Below are 16138 nucleotides of genomic sequence, written 5' to 3' on the forward strand. Positions count from 1 at the left end.
GGAGACTCTCCTCGTCGGTTGCATAAAAAAGTGCTCGCGAGTGTAACGCAATCGTAAGTACGCCGGTGCGGCTTTCGTCGGGTGGCAGGAAGCCTGTCCGCCCGACGTCGTCCGGCCGATCACACCGTCGTGGGTTCCGCACGCGGATTGCGCGGGTCCTGGGTCCAGTTCATATAGGGCTTGCCGGTTTCCTGCGGCACCATGCTGATGCAGGCCTCGACCGGACAGGTGATCTCGCACAGGTTGCAGCCCACGCACTCGGCATCGATGACCTCGTAGCGGCGCTTGCCGGCATCGTCCACCGTGCGCGCGATCGCCTGGTGCGAGGTGTCCTCGCAGGCCACGTAGCACTTGCCGCAGCCGATGCACTGGTCCTGGTCGATCCGGGCGATCACCTGGTAGTTCATGTCCAGGTATTTCCAGTCGGTGGTGTTCTGGACCGCCTTGCGCGAGAAGGCCGCGATGTTCTGGTAGCCCTGGCTGTCCATCCAGCGCGACAGGCCGTCCTTCATCTCTTCGACGATGCGAAAGCCATGCAGCATCGCGGCCGTGCAGACCTGCACGCTGCCCGCCCCCAGCGCGATGAACTCGGCCGCGTCGCGCCAGCTCTGGACGCCGCCGATGCCGGAGATCGGCAGGTTGCGCGTAGCCGGGTCGCGCGCGATCTCGGCCACCATGTTCAGGGCGATCGGCTTGACCGCCGCGCCGCAATAGCCGCCGTGGGTGCTGGCGCCGCCCACGATCGGAAAGGCCACCATGCGGTCGAGATCGAGATGGGTGATCGAGTTCACCGTATTGATCAGCGAGACCGCATCCGCGCCGCCGGCCAGTGCGGCCCTGGCCGGATGGCGCACGTCGGTGATGTTCGGGGTCAGCTTGACGATCACCGGCAGGCGCGTGTGTTTCTTGCACCAGGCGGTAACCATCCGGACGTAGTCCGGCACCTGGCCCACCGCCGCGCCCATGCCGCGCTCGGGCATGCCGTGCGGGCAGCCGAAGTTCAGTTCGATGCCGTCGGCGCCGGTGGCTTCGACCAGCGGCAGGATCGCGGCCCACGGCGCCTCCTCGCAGGGCAGCATCAGCGAGACGATCAGGGCGCGGTTCGGCCAGTCCTTCTTGACCTGGGTGATCTCCTGCAGGTTGATTTCCAGGCTGCGGTCGGTGATCAGCTCGATGTTGTTGAAGCCGATGACTTCGCGGTTCTTGCCGTAGTGGGCCGAGTAGCGCGACGAGACGTTGACCGCCGGCGGGTCTTCGCCCAGGGTCTTCCAGACCACCCCGCCCCAGCCCGCCTCGAAGGCGCGCACCACGTTGTAGGCCTTGTCGGTCGGCGGCGCGGAGGCCAGCCAGAACGGGTTCGGGCTCTTGATGCCGCAGAAATCGATGCTCAGGTCGGCCATGCTGCCTCCGTGTTGGCGCCAATGCGCGCCTGGATGTCTTCGTGGATCGCCAGCGCGGCCAGCTTGCCGTGCTGGACCGCTTGCACCGTCAGGTCCTGTCCGGGGGCGACGCAATCACCGCCGGCGTAGATGCCGGGCAGCGCGGTGCGGAAGCGCCCGTCGATCCAGATGCGGCCGCCCTCGCGCATGGGTTGGCCAATGAGCTCGCGCGCCAGCGGTTCGTGGAAAGCCTCATCGCTCATGCCCTGGCCGATGGCCTTGAACACGGCGTCGGCGGCGATTTCGACGAAGCCGCCGGTACGCACCAGGCGCCCCTCTTCCATGCGGGTCTGCTCGAAGCGCATGCCGGCCACCCGGCCGCTGTCGTCCAGCAGCACCTCGAGCGGCGCGGCCCAGGTGCGGATGCGCACGAAATTTGCCTTGGCGATCTCGATCTCGTGGCCGGTTGCGCTCATCGATTCGAGGCCGCGGCGGTACACCAGGGTCACGTCCTCGGCGCCGAGGCGCTTGATCTGCACCGCCATGTCGATGGCGGTATTGCCGGCGCCGATCACGACGGCGCGGCGCGGCACCGGCAGCAGCGACAGATCGCCGGCCTGGCGCAGGGCGGCGATATAGTCGGTCGCCGCCATCAGGCCGGGCGCGTCCTCGCCCGTCAGCCCGAGCGCGCGGCTGGCCTGCAGGCCGATGCCCAGGAACACCGCGTCGTAGCGGGTGTGCAGCTCGGCCAGGCTCAGGTTCTCGCCAAGCCGGCGGCCGTATTCGACGTGGATGCCGCCGATCGACAGCAGGAAATCCACTTCCTGCTGTGCGAAGTCGCCCGGCAGCTTGTACTTGGCGATGCCGTATTCGTTCAGGCCACCCGCTTTCGGACGCGCCTCGTACACGACCACGTCGTTGCCGAGCATGGCGAGACGGTGCGCACAAGACAGGCCGGCTGGCCCGGCGCCCACCACGGCGACCACCTTGCCGGTGGCGGGCGCGCGCTGGAAGGGATGGCCGCCGGGTTGTCCAATAAAGCGGGCGTTGTCGATGGCATGGCGCTGCAGCAGGCCGATGCGCACCGGCGCGCGCTCGGCCGGGTTGTTGCGCACGCAGGCGTCCTCGCACAGGATCTCGGTCGGGCACACCCGGGCGCAGCTGCCCCCAAAAATGTTTGCCTTCAGGATGCCCACTGCTGCACCAGTGATGTTCCCGTCATGGATGTTCTTGATGAAGCCGGCGACGTCGATGCCGGTCGGGCAGGCGTTCATGCAGGGGGCGTCGTAGCAGTACAGGCAGCGCGCCGCCTCGACGGCGGCCTGGCGCGCCGTGAGCGGCGGCGCCAGGTCGATAAACTGCGCGGCGAGCTCGCCGTTCGACCCTGCCGCGGGCGGCAGGTGCTGGAGTGATTCGATCATGTGCATCCCTTCTTTTTGTAAGTCGACGACATGCTGCGACGGCCCCAGGCCGCGGAATTATTTCATCTGCGGGAAGGCGAACTGCGGTCCGCCGCTGGCGGCGCTGTTATCGGGTGCGGGCCAACGCTCCATTACCGCCTTGTGCCGGGTATAGAAGCGCACGCCTTCGGGGCCGTAGGCGTGGTGGTCGCCGAACAGGCTGCGCTTCCAGCCGCCGAAGCTGTTGAAGGCCATCGGCACCGGCAGCGGCACGTTCACGCCCACCATGCCGACCTCGATCTGGCGCACGAATTCGCGCGCCACGCCGCCGTCGCGGGTGAAGATGGCGACGCCGTTGCCGTACTCGTTGGCGTTGATGAGTTCCACCGCGCGGCCCACGTCCGGCAGGCGCACCACGCACAGCACCGGCCCGAAGATCTCTTCCTGGTAGATCGTCATGTCGGGCGTGACATGGTCGAACAGGGTGCCGCCCACGAAGAAGCCGTTCGGGCAGCCGTCCACGCGGTGGCCACGGCCATCGACCACCAGGGTGGCGCCCTGCTCCACGCCCTGGCCGATCAGGCCTTCGATGCGTTCCTTGGCGGCGCTGCTGACCACCGGTCCCATTTCGGCGCCCTCGGCCATGCCATCGTTGATTTTCAGCTTGGCGGTGCGCTCCGCCAGCGCGGACACCAGCTTGTCGCCGGCATCGCCGATGGCCACGACAACCGAGATCGCCATGCAGCGCTCGCCCGCCGAGCCGTAGGCCGCGCCGATGAGCGCATCGACGGCCATGTCCATGTCGGCGTCCGGCATCACCACCATGTGGTTCTTGGCCCCGCCCAGGGCCTGCACGCGCTTGCCCTTGCTCGATCCGCGCGTGTAGATGTATTCGGCGATCGGGGTCGAGCCGACGAAGCTGATGGCCTGGACGTCGGGATGGTCGAGCAGTGCGTCGACCGCCACCTTGTCGCCCTGGACCACGTTGAACACGCCGTCCGGCAGTCCCGCTTCCTTCAGCAGTTGCGCATGCAGCAGCGAGGCCGACGGGTCGCGTTCCGACGGCTTGAGCACGAAGGTGTTGCCGCATGCGATCGCGACCGGGAACATCCACATCGGCACCATCACCGGGAAGTTGAAGGGCGTGATGCCGGCCACCACGCCAAGCGGCTGGCGCATCGACCAGGCGTCGATACCACGCGCGATCTGGTCGGTGAACTCGCCCTTGAGCATCTGCGGGATGCCGACCGCGAATTCGACCACCTCGATGCCGCGCGCGACTTCGCCCTGCGCATCGGCGAAGGTCTTGCCATGCTCGCGCACCACCATGGCGGCGAAGTCGTCGGTGTGCTGCTGGCACATCTGCAGGTACTTGAACAGGACGCGCGCGCGCGCCAGCGGCGGCGTGGCGGCCCAGGCCGGGAACGCTGCGAGGGCCGCGCCGACCGCGGCATCGACCTCGCGCGGCTCGGCCAGCGCCACCCGCGCACAGGGCTCGCCGCGCGCCGGGTTGTAGACATCGGCCTGGCGCGTGCCCGCGGGGTGCGCCAGCTGGCCATTGATGAAGTGAGAAATGATGTTCATGTGCGTTAATCCAGGTTTTTCAATACGTTGGCCAGCTTCCCGAACAGCTCGTCGATGTGCTGCTTGCTCAGGATGAGCGGCGGCGACAGCGCGATGATGTCGCCCGTCACGCGGATCAGGATGCCGTCGGCGAAGGCCTTCTTGAAGGCGCTGTAGGCGCGTGCGCCCGGCTTGCCGGCGATCGGCGCCAGCTCGATGCCCGCCACCAGGCCGATCGAGCGCAGGTCGATCACGTGCGGCAGGTCGCGCAGCGAATGCAGGGCGTCTTCGAAGTATGGCTGCAGGCTCGTGGCGTTCTCGATGATGCTTTGTTCACGGAACACCGCAAGCGTGGCCAGCGAGGCCGCGCAGGCCAGCGGGTGGCCGGAATAGGTGTAGCCGTGGAACAGCTCGATGCCGGCCGGCGCTTCCATGAAGACATCGTGGATGAAGCGCTTGGAGAACACCGCGCCCATCGGCACCACGCCGTTGGTCAGGCCTTTCGCGGTGGTCATCATGTCCGGTTCGACGCCAAAATAATCGCTGGCAAACGGCGTGCACAGGCGGCCGAAGCCGGTGATGACCTCGTCGAAGATCAGCAGGATGCCGTGCTTGTCGCAGATCTCGCGCAGGCGCTTCAGGTAGCCCTTGGGCGGCACCAGCACGCCGGTGGAGCCGGCCACGGGTTCGATGATGACGGCGGCGATGGTGGAGGCGTCGTGCAGCGTCACCAGGCGTTCGAGTTCGTCGGCCAGTTCGGCGCCGAATTCCGGCTCGCCGCGCGAGAAGGCATTCTTCGACAGGTTGTGCGTGTGCGGCAGGTGGTCCACGCCCGGCAGCAGCGGGCCGAAGCTCTTGCGGTTGTTGCCGATGCCGCCCACCGACAGGCCGCCGAAGCCGACCCCGTGGTAGCCGCGCTCGCGGCCGATCAGGCGGGTGCGCCCACCCTCGCCGCGCGCCTTGTGGTAGGCCAGCGCCATTTTCAACGCGGTATCCACCGCCTCGGACCCGGAATTGGTATAGAACACGTGGCCGAACTTGTGGCCGGTGTATTCCATCAGCTGCTCGGCCAGGTCGAACGCGGCCGGGTGCCCCATCTGGAAGGTCGGTGCGAAGTCGAGCTGGCCGACCATTTCGCTGACCGCCTGCGTGATGCGCGGCTGGGCGTGGCCGCAGGGCACGCACCAGAGGCCGGCGGTGCCGTCGAGCACGCTGTTGCCGTCCACATCCTTGTAATACATTCCTTCGGCCGAGACCAGCAGGCGCGGACTGGCCTTGAAGTCGCGGTTATTGGTAAAGGGCATCCAGAATGCGGACATCGAGGTGGGCCTGGACTCGTTCATGCGTCTCTCTCCCCGCCATGAAGGCGAAAAATTTTTACCAGTTGGCAAAATATTGATCAATAATAGTCAGCAAGGCAACACCGGCACAGATACACCAAGGGCAAAACCGACCAACCGTACAGGCAAGCGAACCTGTACAGTTTCTACCCGGGACTGGAGTGGTGGCGATGGAAGAAGCTGTTTTAACAGAGGTCATTCCTTCTGAAACCTTGCGCTCGGCGCCTAGTATGGCACCTGGCCTGGCCTGGCCATTACTCGCCATCGACAGGGCCAAGCGCGGCAGCCTGGTCGACCAGATCGTCGGGACTATCTCGACGATGGTAAACGAGCGCCAGCTCGGTGCCGGTACGAAAATGCCATCGGTTAGACAATTCGCAAAGTGCAATGGCGTCAGCACATTCACCGTGGTCGAAGCCTACGAGCGCCTGCACCAGCTGGGCCTGCTGTCCTCGCGCCGCGGCTCCGGATTCTTCGTTGCGCGCAGCCTGCCGCAGACGGCCAGCGCGCCCCTGCCCTCCGCGCCCGGCCTGCAATCCGAGATCGACGCCCTCGCCCCCGATTTGTACAGCGGGCAGAGCGAAGCCCTGCCGGTCGGCGCCGGCTGGCTGCCGCCCGAGTGGTATGGCGAGAACACCATCCTCGACGCCGTGCGCCACGCGATGAAGATCCCGGCCGGCCGCCTGCGCGGCTACGGCCACCCGCTCGGCTTTCCCGCGCTGCGCCGGCACCTGGCTTCAAGCCTGACGGGCGAACTGTTCCCCGTCGAGCCCGACCAGGTGGTGCTGACCAACGGCGCCACCCACGCCTTCGACCTGGTGCTGCGCACGCTGACGCGCCCGGGCGACGTGGTGCTGGTCGAAGACCCGGGCTACAGCAACCTGCTGGCGCTGGTGCGCCACCACGGCTGCATCCCGGTCGGCATTCCCCGCGACGAGGCCGGCCTGGACATGATCGAGCTGGCGCGCCAGGCCGCGCTGCTGCATCCCAAGCTCATGTTCGTCAACACGGTGCTCCAGAATCCGCTCGGCACCTCGCTGTCGCAGGCCCAGGCGCACCGCCTGCTGGCGCTGGCCGAGCAGTTCGATTTCTGGCTGGTGGAGGACGACATCTACCGCGAACTGGCCGCGCCCGGCGACGCCTCGCTGGCGGCGATGGATGGGCTGCGCCGGGTGATCCGGGTCGGCAGCTTTTCCAAGACCCTGTCGCCGGTGCTGCGGGTCGGCTCGCTGTGCGCCTCGCCCTCGCTGGTGCCGGAACTGCTGCGCGTGAAGATGGTGGCCGGCCTGACGACCTCGGAAATCAACGAACGCGCCGTGTTCCACGCCACCAGCGCACGCGGCTACCGCCGCATGGTCGAGCGCCTGGCCGGCCAGCTCGAGGATGCGCGCGAGCGCACCCTGGAGGCGCTGCGCGGGGTCGGCATGGCCCCGCTGGCGCGCCCGCGCGGCGGCATGTTCGTCAGCGCCGGCTGGGAGGATGTCCCCAGCGCGACGCGCAACGGCCGCAGTATCGCCGACGCCGCCCTGCGGGCCGGCATCCTGCTGGCGCCGGGCGAATTCTTCACCCAGCGCGAACCAGGCCGCATCTGGTTCCGCTTCAATGCCGCGTATGCGGCCAACCCGCAGCTGCTCGACTTCCTGCGCGAGTTTCTGCCCACCCGGCGCTGAGGACAGCATGGACATCCACGTCAACCAGAACATGAGCGACAGCGCCAGGCGGCGCGACAAGCTCGAAGGCGCCATCCTCGCCGCCGCCACCCGCCTGTTCGCCGAATGCGGCTTCGAAGGCACCACCATCGCCGCCGTGGCCGAGCGGGCCGGCATCTCGAAGCAGAACCTGCTCTACTATTTCCCGACCAAGCAGGGCCTGTACCGGCGCGTGCTCGACGAGGTGCTCGACGACTGGCTCGAACGCATGGCGCACCTGGCCGACGGCGGCGGCGAACCGGCCGAGGTGCTGCGCGCCTACGTCGCGGCCAAGCTGCGCTTTTCGCGCGAGCAGCCCTGGGCCTCGCGCGTGTATGCGATGGAAGTCATCGGCGGCGCCAAGTTGTACGGCGAGCAGATCCGCGCGCGCGTGGTGCCCCTGCTGCGGCGCGACATCGAGGTGTTCGAGCGCTGGATGGCGGACGGCAGCATCGCCCGCGTCGACGCCACCCACCTGCTGTTCGCGCTGTGGGCCATGACGCAATCGTATGCCGACTTCGCCGCCCAGATGACGCTGGTGCTGGACAAGCCGGAACTCGGCGGCGACGACTTCGAGGCCGCCGAGCGCCTGATCGGCGACATGGTGGTGCGGGCGCTGGCCGCGACCAGCTGAGCAGCGCCATGTTCAAGATGTCGTTCTGTCCTGCCGAATGCGTATACTTGCACTATTACAACTAAGCACGACAGGACGGACATGGAATTCCGCGGCACGCCCGGTGACGACATCATCGACCAGGAGAAGCAGTCGCTCCCCGCAGGGCCGATCTATGGTTTGGAGGGCAACGACCGCATCACCGTCACCACCGGCCTGGCCATCGGCGGTCCTGGCAATGACGAGATCATTGCCGGCTCTCCCTGGGCGACGGCCGCGTACTGGGGCTCCCCGCGTGGCGTGATCGTCGACCTGGGCGCAGGCAGCGCCCAGGACGGATTCGGCACCGTCGACCGGCTGGTCGGCATCCGCATCGTGCAGGGTTCCGGCCACGACGACATCCTGCGCGGCGGCCCCGCCGACGAATACTTCCATGGCGGCGGGGGCAACGACCTGGTCGAGGGCGGAGCAGGCTTCGACACGGTGAGCTACTACTTCGAAAAATCGACCGCCGCCGAGCTGTCCTACGACGAGGCGAGCGATACGTTCACGGTGGTCAAGCACTTCACCAACGGCGACCGCGGCACCGACATCCTGCGCGGTATCGAAAAGATCGAATTCGTCGGCGCAGGCGCCGACGACGCCGTCATCCTGCGCTCGCAATTCGCCGGCGACTTCCGGACCGCCGCCACGCTGAAGCTGCCTTTCCCGACGAACGCCGGGCTGTCGCAGTTCCTGTCCGGCGATTTCAACGGCGACGGCAGCGCCGACTTCCTGGTGGTCACCCAGGTAGGCACAGGCACTGCCCCGGCCCCCTCCTACATCGTCCTCGGCGACGGCAAGGGCGGCCTGCGCGACGGCACCGCCGACCTCTTTGGACAGCCACCGATGAAGGTCGTCGGAGGCGGCCGCACCATCGTGGCGGACTTCAACCACGATGGCCGGAGCGACATCTTCCAGCTCGATTTCGGCGACGATGCGCCTCCCTTCGCCGGCGGAATAAACAGCCTGTACCTGTCCTCGGCCGCCAGCGGCAGGCTGCAGGACGTCAGCGCCACCCTGCCGCAACGTCCGGACACGAATCACGGCGGCAGCGCGGGCGACGTCAATGGCGACGGCCACATCGACGTGCTGGTCAACACGCTCGACGAAGGCAACCTCCTCCTGATCAACGACGGCAGCGGACGCTTCACCGAGATGCGTGCGCTGCTGCCGCGTCCCTCGGTCACGCTCGGCCACATGGATTACCCCGAAACCAGCACCTTTTCGGGCATCGGCGATCTCAACGGCGACGGTGCGGCCGACCTGGTCCTTGGCAGCTGGGACGGCAACATCCTGAAAACGCCAAGCCACGTCCTGCTCAACGATGGCACCGGCAACTTCAGCCGCAGCGCCCCGATTCCCCTGCCGGGCGCCGGCCTGCCCGGCGAAATCGTGCTGGAGGTCGAACGCATCGACCTGAACGGCGATGCCTTCCCGGACCTGATGCTGAGCGTGACGAATGGCGGCGATGGCGCCACCTTCTACCATGCCGATTACATCCAGCTCCTGGTCAACGATGGCACCGGGAAGTTCCGTGACGAGACGGCCGCCCGCCTGCCGCAAGACAAGGACACCAGCCAGCCGGGCTGGTTGATGTCCCTGACCCCGGTCGACATCAACAATGATGGTTTCGTCGATATCCTCGCCGAGTCGGCAGGCGCGCCGGTGACCTCGAAGCTATACCTGAACCGCGGCGATGGCAGCTTCGCGCTCACATGGGAATCGGCGCCGGGCGATCGCGTCCAGTCGGCCGATGTCGACGGCGACGGCATGCGCGACCTGGTGAGCATCACTGGCGGGGGAGCGATGTCGGTATGGCTGAACAAGCTGAAGAATGGTCACGTGTACCAGGCGAACTTCGGCGGCAGCACACTGCTCGGCTCGAGCGGCGACGATGTGTTCATCGCCCGGACCGGCGCCAACGTCTTCCATGGCGCTGGCGGATTCGACATCGCCAGCCTCCCGGGCGCACGCGCCGGGTATACGCTCGCGCGGGACGGCGCCGGCTTCACGCTGTCCGGCAAAGCCATCGACGTGAACCTTGCCGGCGTCGAACGCGTCCTGTTCGCCGACCGGGGCCTTGCTTTCGATCTCGACGGCGTTGCCGGGCAGGCCTACCGCATTTACCAGGCTGCGTTCGGCCGTGCCCCCGATGCGGGCGGGCTCGGGTTCTGGATCGCGGCGATGGACCGCGGGACTGCCCTGCAGGATGTCGCGGGGCAGTTCGTGTCGAGCAACGAGTTCCTGGAGCGTTACGGCCAGTTGGATACCTCTGCCTTTGTGGCGACGGTGTACCGGAACGTCCTGCATCGCGATCCCGATGCGAGCGGGCTGGGGTTCTGGCAGGACTACCTCGACGGCGGCGGCAACCGGGCAATGCTGCTTGCCGGGTTCAGCGAGAGCAACGAGAACCGGGCCCAGGTCATCGGTGCGATCGAGGGCGGCATCGACTATCTGCCCGGTTTCTGAAGCGGTGATACGGGCAGCGATGCCCTTCCCATGGAAGAAGGCAGGCGACTGCCACGATGTTATATGATGCCGGAAGTTCAACAAGCAGACTGCCCATGTCCCGCTATCCGACGCCTATCCTGACCACCAACCGCCTCACCCTGCGTCCCCTGACCATGGCCGACGCCCCCGACCTGTTCGCCGTGTTTTCCGACCCGGCCGTGGTGCGCTACTGGAGCGCCGAGCCGTGGACTACGGTCGCCCATGCGGAACAATGCATCGAACGCGCGCTCGACAGCTACCGCGACCAGTCCGAGGTCCGTTTCGGCATCGAACTTGCCGCAAGCGGCGCGCTGATCGGCACCGTCAACCTGCACCACGTCTTCCCGCAGAACCGTCGCTGCGAGATCGGCTACGCGCTCGCCAGCCCGTACTGGGGCAAGGGCTATGCCACCGAGGCGCTGGAAGCGGCCATCGACTACGGCTTCCATGAGCTGCGCCTGAACCGCATCGAAGCCGACATCGACCCGCGCAACGCCGCCTCGGCCGGCGTGCTGGAACGGCTGGGCTTCCGCAAGGAAGGCTACATGCCGGAGCGCTGGTTCGTGCACGGCGAGATGGCCGATACGATCAACTATGGGCTGCTGCGCAGCTACTGGGATTTAAAAGGTAAAAAGACTGCAAATACAAAGTAATATATTTGCAACTTTAAGTGAGCTTTCTCCTTTTGGAAAACGCTAAGATGGCCGGTTTTGCACAGCTATCCATCAGCTCTTTTTCCGAATATGAAGAAAATTCTTGCCTCTGCCTTTCTGCTGGCCCTTAGTGCCTGCGGCGGGCACCCCGTCGAGGAACAGCATTCCTCAACTCTGCTCGCTTCAGGCAGCATGTCCCAAAAGAGCGCTGAGGTAAAACAGCTCGTTCCAGGAGAGCGGCGATCATATGACCTGAGCGTTAGCAAGACAAAGATGCTACTCGGCCAGTCTCGTGTGGCCTCGCTTTCCCATTTCGAAAAATCGGCACTCGAAATTCGCCTTCAAGATATTTCGCTCACATTCGACGAAGAAGGCGCTGCCGCCAAACTCAACCGGCTGTACAAGGCCGCATTCGGCCGCTCTCCGGATCTACGTGGACTTGGTTATTGGAAAAACGTGCTCGATTCGACAAGCATCCCGATTGAACAAGTTGCGCGTGATTTCTTAAGCAGCAAGGAATCTCAGTCTCTGTACGGTAGTACCTTATCCAATGCAGAATTCGTGGCGCGCATCTACCAAAATGTCCTCAGTCGGGCAGGTGATCCTTCGGGGATAGCCTATTGGGTAAGTGTCCTCGAACGTGGCGAAAGCCGTGCAGCCGTGCTTCTCGCCGTTGCAGACTCGACGGAGAACCGCGTACTGACAAAAGACAGTATCGCAAGCGGCTTGCCATTCGCCGAGCCGGGCGTGGCTTACATTCCAGTATCTAACGCTCAAGGTCCCGCCCACGTCCCCATCGGGATTCCGTTCACTGTAGATGGAACGACGTCAACGGATGCAAACGACGATATCCTCGGCTATGCATGGTCGATTACCAATCGGCCTGCTTCAAGTACTGCCACGTTCGCTCAACCCAGCAATGCGAAACCGACCTTGTCATTCGACGTACCGGGAACATATCAGGTAACACTCTGGACGAGCGACCGTACAGGAAGGAGTTTTTCACCGGCACAGCTACAGATCGTTGCCCATGGCATCCAGAGCGATACCGGGGTCAACGTCTGCTACCGCCTCGATAGCGCAACAAGCCGAACGCTCTACTCGGAAGGCCATCTCTATCTCGATCGAGATCGCGATGGCACGCCCTGCACGTCGGCCGATATCAATCTAGAGAAAAACCCAATCGCGACCGCAATCAGCGACAGCGGCCAGTACAAATGTTCCACTGTTTCACAAGCTCAGGCTATGCTCCTGTACCTACAAGGACATAAGTACCTCGACCGCGACCGCGACGGGCGGCCATGTGAAGCAAACGATATTACTATTGAACGCACGACCTATGTGCCTCCACCAACCACCCCGCCTTCCAGCGGAAAATGCTGGGTGAACGGCTATCGTCGCAGTAACGGAACGTGGGTCAATGGCTATTGGCGCAGTTGTTAATCAAACTAATGGGATAGGAACCAGGTGGGCGTTTCGTACTGCATGAAAAAGTTCGCTGCTGCCGGCGCGACCGCAGGCATGATCCTGACGGCTTCCGCACAGTCCAACCCCGGCCCAGCCAGGATCGCCCTCGCCGAAGACACCCTGGCCCAGCCCGGCGCGCAGATGATGGAAGGCGACACCGTGGTCTATCCCGGCGAGCCCGCCTATCCGGCCGGCCTGGCCGCGCGCGGCGTGCAGGGCCGCGCGGTGGTGCGCGTGAAGGTCAGCGCCGAAGGCAAGGCCACCAGCGTGGCCATCGCCGAGTCCTCGCGTTCGCCCGAGCTGGACAAGGCGGCGCTCGCGCTGGCCCGGACCTTCCCGTATGCCCCGGCCAAGGCCGGCGTGGCGCCGGGCGAGACCCTGGTGCCGATCCGGTTTCGCAAGGACAGCCTGTCGGGACTGCCGAACAAGACCTGCGCGGATTTCAACATCGACAAGGCCTATTTCAGCGCTACCTTCCCCGAGCAGAAGGTGGGCGACATGGAAGTGGTGAAACTGGCAATGGGCGCCCTGGTGTTCACCCTGCCCGGCCCGCAGCAGATGCCCTACGCCCAGAACAGCAGCGCGGTCGCGGCCAAGGCCATTGCCGCTTGTGCCAGCCGGCCCGACGAGAAATTCTTCACCCTGATGCAGCGCGAAGCGGCCAGCTTCCTCCGAAAGTGAGAGCGCGGGCGCTCGCCCGCCTCTCCATTCATCGCCCCACACTGCCGCCAGCACCGGCATTTCGACCGTTTATCGGATCGCCATGGCGCAGCGCGCCACGCGGGACTACAGTAGCGCCATCAACTCTACCGAAGGACGCTCGCATGAAATCCTCCCGCTTCGATTCGTTCGTGACCGACATGAAGGCCATCGCCCGCAGCACCCACCGCGCCCTGCGCTCAGGCGCCCGCACCCTGGCGGCCCTGCCCTGGCCGTCGCTGCTGGCGGTGTCGATCGGCCTGGCGCTGATCCTGAGCATCGTGCCGCTTGCGCTCACCCTGTTCGTCGGCTTCCTGCTGCTGAAGTTCGTCGCCGCGGCCCTGTTCGGCCGCCGTCCGGCCCAGATCGTGGAGTAAGCCATGACCGCCGCCCCGATCAACCGCGCGCTCGACTTCGTGCGCGAAGCCGTCAGCGAAGCAAGCGCCCTGTGGTGGGGCTTCTTCGACTGGCTGGCCCTGGTCGAGTGGCGCAAGCTGTACGTGACCTGGTTCCTGGCTTTCGTCTTCGGCATCTCGTTCAACCTGACCGAACCGGCGGTGTGGTTCATCCTGCTCTCGTTCGGCGTCAAGGTGCTGGCCGGCGGCAAGCGCCGCGCCGAACTGACGGCGCGCGAAGCCTCCGACAAGGCCAACGTGGCCACGCTCGAGCGCCGCCTGATGGAAGCCCAGATGGCCACCCTGCAGGCCCAGGTCGAACCGCATTTCCTGTTCAATACCCTGGCCCTGATCGGCCAACTGATCGAGACCGACCCGAAGGAAGCGGCGCGCGTGCACGCGCACCTGATCGAGTACCTGCGCTCCTCGCTGCCGCAGATGCGCACCAAGGGCGGCGGCACGCTCGGGAAGCAGGTCGAGCTGTCGCGCGCCTACCTGGCCATCATGCAGGCGCGCATGAAGGAACGCCTGGCGGTGCGCTTCGAGGTGCCCGACTTCCTCGGCAGCGCGCCCTTCCCGCCGATGATGCTGCAGACCCTGATCGAGAACGCGATCAAGCACGGCCTGGAGCCGAAGATCGCCGGCGGCACCATCACGGTGCGCGCCCACGTGGAAGGCGCCACCCTGCACGTGGACGTATGCGACGACGGCATCGGCATCGACCTGCACGCCGACGAAGGCGTTGGCCTGGCCAACATCCGCGAGCGCCTCGCCCTGCTGTACGGGAAGGATGCCGAGCTGGTGATCGAGATGCCCGCGGGCGGCGGCGCCTGCGCCTCGATCCGCCTGCCCTACCGCATGACGGAGTTCGACTGATGAGCGCACAGGCCCCGACCGCCCTGATCGCCGACGACGAAGCGCCGATGCGCGACCAGCTGCGCATGCGCCTGCAGGAGGCCTGGCCCGAGCTGCGCATCGAGGCCGAAGCCGCCAACGGCGCCGAAGCGCTCGCCCTGGCGGCCCAGCACCAGCCCGACATCGCCTTCCTGGATATCCGCATGCCCGGCATGGGCGGAATCGACGCCGCGCGCCAGCTCTACAACCGCTGCCACATCGTGTTCGCGACCGCCTACGACCAGTATGCGCTGGACGCCTTCGAGCAGGGCGCCATCGACTACCTGCTGAAACCGGTGACCCCGGCGCGCCTGCAGACCACCTGCGAGCGCCTGCGCACGCGCCTTACGCGCGCTCCGCAGGACATCGGCACCCAGCTGGCCGAGTTGGGCGCGCTGCTCAAGGGCGGCGCCACGCCCAAGCCGAGCTACCTGCGCTGGATCCAGGCCCAGGTAGGCGGCAACCTGCGCATGGTCAGCACGCGCGAGATCCTGTACTTCCAGGCCGACGACAAGTACACCTGCGTGCAGACCGCCACCGCCCAGCTCCTGATCCGCAAGACCCTCAAGGAACTGGCGGACGAGCTGGACCCGGACGAGTTCTGGCGCATCCACCGCTCGACCCTGGTGCGGGTGGACGCCATCGCCGAGGTCTACCGCGACCTGCGCGGCCGGCAGATGCTCAGGCTGCGTAACTTCCCGGAAGAGCTGGAAGTGAGCCGCAACCACGGGCACCTGTTCCAGCAGATGTAATCGTCCTTCCGGCGGCTTAGCCGAACAGTCCTTCGTCCGAACCGTCGCCGTCGAAGAAGCCGCCGTTCTCTTCGATGCCGCCACTACCGTCGCCGAGCAGGCTGTCGCCGCTGCCGATGTCGTTCAGGCCGGCCTGGTCGGCCAATGAGCTGCCCGACAGCTCGCCTCCCGCCAGGCCTTCGCCCGCCGACACATTCTCGCCGCCGAGCAGGTGGGCGCCGCCATGGCCGTCGTGGTCATGGAACAGGTTGTCGAGACCGTGGAACAGGAAACTGCCCGCCGCCACGCCGGCCGCCGTGGCCGCAATCGACCCGAGCAGCCCGCCCCCGCCGCCACCGCCCCCACCGCGCAGGAAGCCGCCCATGCCGCGGCTCATCGAGGCGGGCGAGGCGTGCTGGTAGTGCATGTGGTGCGCTTGCGGATGACTCGCATGGCGGCGGCTGCCCCACGAATACGGGTCGAGGAATCCGCCGCTGCCGCTCTGTCCATGCTGGTGCTGTAGTTGACTCTGCAGGGAGGCGATCTGGGCGCGTGCGCTGTCCAGGGCCTGCTCCATCAGCAGCGCGCGCTGGACCAGCAGGTAGGCGGCATCGGGTTGTTGGGCGACTGCGCGCTCGATCAGCGCGTCGGCTTCGGGGTCTTTTGGGATGCCGCGTGCTTGCACGAGCTGGGCGAGGAAGTCATGCAGTTTCTGGCTATCGGATGGGCTCATGGGGGTGCTCCTCATCGAAGTGTGATCAGAAGTGCATGTTGTGTACTTTTT

The 16138-nt window shown here is 66.0% G+C and carries 15 protein-coding genes; 10 read left to right on the forward strand and 5 right to left on the reverse strand.

Going from position 1 to position 16138, the window contains the following annotated elements:
• Positions 1-119: 119 nt before the first annotated feature.
• Genes preA through AB3347_RS11730 form a run of 4 tightly spaced genes read right to left on the reverse strand, consistent with a single transcriptional unit; the run spans position 120 to position 5685 of the window.
• The gene (gene preA, locus AB3347_RS11715) at positions 120-1400 is read right to left on the reverse strand and encodes an NAD-dependent dihydropyrimidine dehydrogenase subunit PreA (protein WP_369091979.1); all 1281 of its coding nucleotides are present in this window, start codon (positions 1398-1400) and stop codon (positions 120-122) included.
• Complete coding sequence (locus tag AB3347_RS11720; RefSeq protein ID WP_369091980.1) at positions 1388-2800, reverse strand: NAD(P)-dependent oxidoreductase; 1413 nt, start codon at positions 2798-2800, stop codon at positions 1388-1390. The genes preA and AB3347_RS11720 overlap by 13 nt, the downstream gene beginning before the upstream one ends.
• A gap of 57 nt (positions 2801-2857) precedes the next feature.
• On the reverse strand, positions 2858-4363 hold the full coding sequence (locus tag AB3347_RS11725) for a CoA-acylating methylmalonate-semialdehyde dehydrogenase (protein WP_369091981.1): 1506 nt from the start codon (positions 4361-4363) through the stop codon (positions 2858-2860).
• Between the two features lie 5 nt (positions 4364-4368).
• Positions 4369-5685 (reverse strand): aspartate aminotransferase family protein, encoded by a 1317-nt coding sequence (locus AB3347_RS11730; protein WP_369091982.1) that lies wholly within the window; start codon positions 5683-5685, stop codon positions 4369-4371.
• Between AB3347_RS11730 and AB3347_RS11735 the strand changes: the two genes are divergently transcribed.
• From AB3347_RS11735 to AB3347_RS11780, 10 genes are all read left to right on the forward strand, one after another.
• Entirely contained in the window at positions 5684-5890 is a 207-nt protein-coding gene (locus AB3347_RS11735) for a hypothetical protein (protein ID WP_369091983.1), read from the forward strand. The two genes, AB3347_RS11730 and AB3347_RS11735, sit on opposite strands and share 2 nt — an antisense overlap.
• 22 nt (positions 5891-5912) lie before the next feature.
• Entirely contained in the window at positions 5913-7352 is a 1440-nt protein-coding gene (locus tag AB3347_RS11740; RefSeq protein ID WP_369091984.1) for a PLP-dependent aminotransferase family protein, read from the forward strand.
• 7 nt (positions 7353-7359) lie between these two features.
• On the forward strand, positions 7360-8004 hold the full coding sequence (locus AB3347_RS11745; protein ID WP_369091985.1) for a TetR/AcrR family transcriptional regulator: 645 nt from the start codon (positions 7360-7362) through the stop codon (positions 8002-8004).
• Between the two features lie 81 nt (positions 8005-8085).
• A complete protein-coding gene (locus AB3347_RS11750) occupies positions 8086-10494 on the forward strand; it encodes an FG-GAP-like repeat-containing protein (RefSeq protein ID WP_369091986.1) in 2409 nt (802 codons plus the stop codon).
• A 95-nt stretch (positions 10495-10589) separates the two neighbouring features.
• Complete coding sequence (locus AB3347_RS11755) at positions 10590-11168, forward strand: GNAT family N-acetyltransferase (protein ID WP_369091987.1); 579 nt, start codon at positions 10590-10592, stop codon at positions 11166-11168.
• A gap of 57 nt (positions 11169-11225) precedes the next feature.
• A complete protein-coding gene (locus AB3347_RS11760) occupies positions 11226-12611 on the forward strand; it encodes a DUF4214 domain-containing protein (RefSeq protein ID WP_369091988.1) in 1386 nt (461 codons plus the stop codon).
• A 42-nt stretch (positions 12612-12653) separates the two neighbouring features.
• On the forward strand, positions 12654-13316 hold the full coding sequence (locus AB3347_RS11765) for an energy transducer TonB (protein ID WP_369091989.1): 663 nt from the start codon (positions 12654-12656) through the stop codon (positions 13314-13316).
• 143 nt (positions 13317-13459) lie between these two features.
• Entirely contained in the window at positions 13460-13711 is a 252-nt protein-coding gene (locus tag AB3347_RS11770) for a hypothetical protein (RefSeq protein WP_369091990.1), read from the forward strand.
• Positions 13712-13714: 3 nt separating this feature from the next.
• On the forward strand, positions 13715-14605 hold the full coding sequence (locus tag AB3347_RS11775) for a sensor histidine kinase (RefSeq protein WP_369091991.1): 891 nt from the start codon (positions 13715-13717) through the stop codon (positions 14603-14605).
• A complete protein-coding gene (locus AB3347_RS11780) occupies positions 14605-15375 on the forward strand; it encodes a LytR/AlgR family response regulator transcription factor (protein ID WP_369091992.1) in 771 nt (256 codons plus the stop codon). Before AB3347_RS11775 ends, AB3347_RS11780 begins: the two co-directional genes overlap by 1 nt.
• A gap of 16 nt (positions 15376-15391) precedes the next feature.
• On the opposite strand, the gene AB3347_RS11785 is transcribed toward AB3347_RS11780, so the two are convergent.
• Complete coding sequence (locus AB3347_RS11785; protein ID WP_369091993.1) at positions 15392-16087, reverse strand: DUF2076 family protein; 696 nt, start codon at positions 16085-16087, stop codon at positions 15392-15394.
• Positions 16088-16138: the final 51 nt, after the last annotated feature.

The organism is Massilia sp. X63 (assembly GCF_041023745.1).
GTDB lineage: Bacteria > Pseudomonadota > Gammaproteobacteria > Burkholderiales > Burkholderiaceae_D > Telluria.